Source organism: Auraticoccus cholistanensis (assembly GCF_009742705.1).
Taxonomy (GTDB): domain Bacteria; phylum Actinomycetota; class Actinomycetes; order Propionibacteriales; family Propionibacteriaceae; genus Auraticoccus; species Auraticoccus cholistanensis.
The window spans coordinates 1-3,897 of record NZ_WPCU01000018.1; the positions used below are offsets into that span (position 1 = coordinate 1).

Annotated in this window: 3 protein-coding genes; 1 reads left to right on the top strand and 2 read right to left on the bottom strand. The window is 71.5% G+C overall.

The features are described 5' to 3' along the window. Positions 1–34: 34 nt before the first annotated feature. Positions 35–1,366 (bottom strand): extracellular solute-binding protein, encoded by a 1,332-nt coding sequence (locus GC722_RS17430; RefSeq protein ID WP_156612199.1) that lies wholly within the window; start codon positions 1,364–1,366, stop codon positions 35–37. Between the two features lie 51 nt (positions 1,367–1,417). Then, complete coding sequence (locus GC722_RS17435; protein WP_156612200.1) at positions 1,418–2,446, bottom strand: Gfo/Idh/MocA family protein; 1,029 nt, start codon at positions 2,444–2,446, stop codon at positions 1,418–1,420. A gap of 138 nt (positions 2,447–2,584) precedes the next feature. Between GC722_RS17435 and GC722_RS17440 the strand changes: the two genes are divergently transcribed. After that, a complete protein-coding gene (locus GC722_RS17440) occupies positions 2,585–3,772 on the top strand; it encodes an ROK family transcriptional regulator (protein WP_197430289.1) in 1,188 nt (395 codons plus the stop codon). Positions 3,773–3,897: the final 125 nt, after the last annotated feature.

Here is a 3,897-nt window from a genome sequence, read left to right on the forward strand (position 1 = left end):
GCGGCCGGCTCGGTGGTGGTCGAGGTCACCGTGCTCACCCGAGGTAGCGCCGCACGAGCTCCTCGGTCTGCGCCGCGGCGCTGTCCAGGGCCTCACGCGGGCTGGTGGTCTGGTTCATCACGTTGCTGATCTGCACCGACAGCAGCTGGTCGAGCTCGCTGGACCACGGCACGCCCCACCGCTTGGTGGCGTAGTCGGTGGACTGCTGGTAGGTCTGCAGCACCGGCAGCGCCTCCACGCTCTCGGGGTCCTCCAGCACCGGCTGCGAGACCGGGAACCAGCCCTCCTCGGCGACGATCTGCTTCTGCACCTCACCGGTCGCCACGAACTGCAGCCAGGCCAGCGCGGCCTCCTTGTTCTGGGAGAACTTGCTGATGGCGAAGCCCTCGGAGCCGTCGATCGAGGCCGAGCGCACGCTCATCCCCGGGATCAGGCCGTTGCCGACGGTGTCGGCCGAGAGCTGGGAGTCCTCGCCGGTGGCCACCGCGTACTGGAAGGGCCAGTTGAAGACGATGCCGGTCTCGCCCCGGGCGAACTGGTCGCCGAGGTCGGAGGCGTTGGTGGTCTGCAGCGAGGCGGGGTCCATCACCTTGTGCACGTTCAGCAGCTCGGCGAACTTGGTGAGGGCCTCGACACCCTCCTCGCTGTTGAAGATCGGCTTGTAGTCGGCGTCGTACATGTCGCCGCCGTTGAGCAGCAGCACCCGCAGGAAGTTCTGGTAGGCGCCGGCCGGGTTGCCGATGTCGCAGGCGTAGCCCCACTGGCCCTCGCGGGTGAGCGCCTTGGCGGCGGCCACGAACGAGTCCCAGTCCTCCGGCCCCTGGTCGGGGTCGAGGTCCGCGGCGGCGAAGAGGTCCTTGTTCCAGAACATCGTCTGCACGCTGGAGAACTTGGGCAGCCCGTACACCTTGCCGTCCCAGCTGACCGCGTCGAGCGCGGGCTGGATCAGGTCGCCGGGGACGGCGGAGCGGTCCAGCTCCTGCAGCCAGCCGGCCTGGCCGAACTCGGCCGTCCAGCCGGCCCAGGTCATCACCACGTCGACGCTGGTGTCCTGGGCGGCGAAGAGGGTGGCGAAGCGGTCGTGCAGGTCGTTGAAGTTGCCCTGCGTGTAGGTCTTCACCGTGATCCCGGTCGCGGCCTGGAAGGCGGCGATCGTCGACTCCTGGAAGACCTGGTTGGTGTTGTCGTCGAGGATCGTGATCTCGCCCGAGGGCGCCGATCCGGGACGCAGCGGGCCCTCGGCCGGGTCGGCGGCACCACCGCCGGCGGCCGGGTCGTTGGCTCCGACGCAGCCGCCGAGGGCCAGCGAGCCCGCGGTGAGGGCGCCCAGCTGGAGCGCGCGTCGACGGGAGAAGGCATTCACCATGGTTGAGCTCCTTGTGGCGGTCGGGTGGACGGGCTCGGTCGGGCCCTCGGGTCAGGCGTTGATCGGTTCGGGACGTCCGCTGGCCAGGCTGGCGTGGACGGCCTCGATGCTGCGGGTGACGGTGAGGCCGTGGCGGACGTCGGGCAGGTCGAGGTCGGCGCCGTTGAGCAGGTCGACGAAGTCGTCGACCATGTCGATCGGCACGCCGCGCAGCCGGCCGGAGCGCTCGTGCACCCCGAACTGCAGCCAGCTGCCCCGCTCGGCGTCGTAGCGGGTGACGCCGCTGGGGCTGATCTCGATCTGGTAGCTGGTGGTGTCGGTGTGCACCTCGTGGCGGAAGTCGAAGACCGACGGCATGGAGGTGGGCAGCACCCACGAGGAGTTGAGCACCACGACCGAGCCGTCCGACATCAGGAACGAGGCGGTGACGGTGTCCCAGGTGGGGACGCCGAGGGCGGGCAGCACCCGCTGCACGCCGCGGGCGAAGACCTCCACGGGGACGGCGTCGGAGAGCCACATCGTCAGGTCGAGGGTGTGGGGCATCAGGAACCAGGCCGGGGAGCTGGTGCCCGCCCAGGACAGCATCTCGGTGGGCACGAAGACGGTGTCGTTGAGGTTGGACACCTGGTGCACGACCCGGCCGTGCTCCTTGCTGGCGAGCTGGCGGCGGACCTCGGCGAAGCGCTCGTTCCACCGGTTCTCGAAGCCGACGACGGCCTGCACGCCGGCCCGCTCGACCGCGGCGGTGATGGCCTCGGCGTCCTCGCCGGTGGTGGCCAGCGGCTTCTCCACCAGCAGGTGCAGACCCGCCTCGGCGCAGGCGACCGCGGGGGCGCGGTGGGTGGGGTCGGGGGTGGCGATCACGGCGCCGGTGAGGTCGGGGTGGCGCTCCAGCAGCTCGGCGACGTCGGCGTAGACCGGGATCTGCAGCTGCTGGGCCACCCGGGTGCGGGTCGACTCGGCCGGCTCGACCAGGGCGACGAGCTCCGCGGTCGGGTTCTGCTGGATGGCCCGGGCGAACATCGACCCCCGGATGCCCGCGCCCACCACCGCGACCCGTGCTCCGCCCTGTGCTGCCATGACCTGCTCCTGACCCTCGCGCTCGGTATGTATGAGTTGGTAACTTACATACCGGACCGGGTCTTGCCTAGACCCGGGAGGTCACGAAAAGGTCAACCAGGCAGCCGGTGGCCCCCGACCCGACGAAGGGTGACGCGTGTGACGAAGTCGACCTCGACCGCGAGGGTGCGGCTGCTCTCGCCGAGCACCATGGGGCGCAGCAACCGCTCGCGCGTGCTGCAGCTGCTGCTGCAGAACGGCCCCACCAGCCGCGCCCAGCTGGCCCGCGCCCTGGGCGTCAACCGCGCCACGATCGCCACCATCCTGCAGCCGCTGGTCGACGACGGCAGCCTGGTGGAGGGCGACGCGGTGGCGGCCTCCCCCTCCGGCGGCAAGCCGGCGCGTCCGCTGTGGTTCAACCAGCACGGCGCCGAGCTGGGCTCGATCCGCATCGCCTCGACCCGGCTGATGGCGGCCCGGCTCGGCATGGACGGCACCATCCGCACGTCCGGCGAGCGGGTCGTCGACCCGTCCTGGCCGCTGGACCGGATCTCGGCGGTGCTGGTCGAGCTGGCCGAGGAGTGCTTCGGCGGACGCTCGCTGCTGGGCATCGGCATCGCCGCCGCCGGCATGGTCGACACCAGCACCGGCACGATCCTCTCGCTGCACCTGGCGCCGGTGATGAACGGCTTCCGGGTGGCCGAGCTGCTGTCGTCGCGGTTCGCCACCTCCGTCACGGTGGACCACCACCCGCGCGTGCTGGCGCTGGGCGACAAGTGGTTCGGGCTGGGTCGCGGGATGGACCACTTCGCCTCGGTCTACACCGGGGAGGCGCTGGGCATGGGAATCGTGCACGACGGCGAGGTGTTCCGCGGCTTCAAGGGCGCAGGCGGGGAGTACGGCCACATCGTCGTGGACCTGGCGGGGGCCACCTGCCTGTGCGGGCGCCGGGGCTGCTGGGAGACGGTGGCCACCACCGGCTGGTTGCGCGAGCGGGCCCGGGAGGCGGGGCTGCCCGGCGCCGGCACCACGACCTGCGCCCAGCTGGCCGAGCAGGCCGAGCAGGGCGTCGCGGGCGCCGTCGAGCTTCTGGAGCTCTACGCGGACAACCTGGTGATCGGGCTGGCGAACAACGAGCACATGCTCGCCTCCAGCACCTACATCATGCACGGCGACGTCGTCGGGGGCGGCGAGCGGATGCGGCTGCTGCTGCAGGAGCGGCTGGCCCGCAACGCCCCGCACCGCGACGACCCGCCGGTGGTGCTGCTGGACACGAGCGACGACGACACGGTGCTGCTCGGCGGCGGCGGGCTGGTGCTGTCCAGCGAGCTGGCCACCGCGGTCTGAGCGCTCCCGGACGCAGCGGCGCCCGTTCCGCTGCGCAGTCGCAGCGGAACGGGCGCCGGTGGGATCAGGAGGCGTCGACGACCTCGCCGTAGCGCTCGATCTCGATCTGCTCCAGGCTCTTGCCC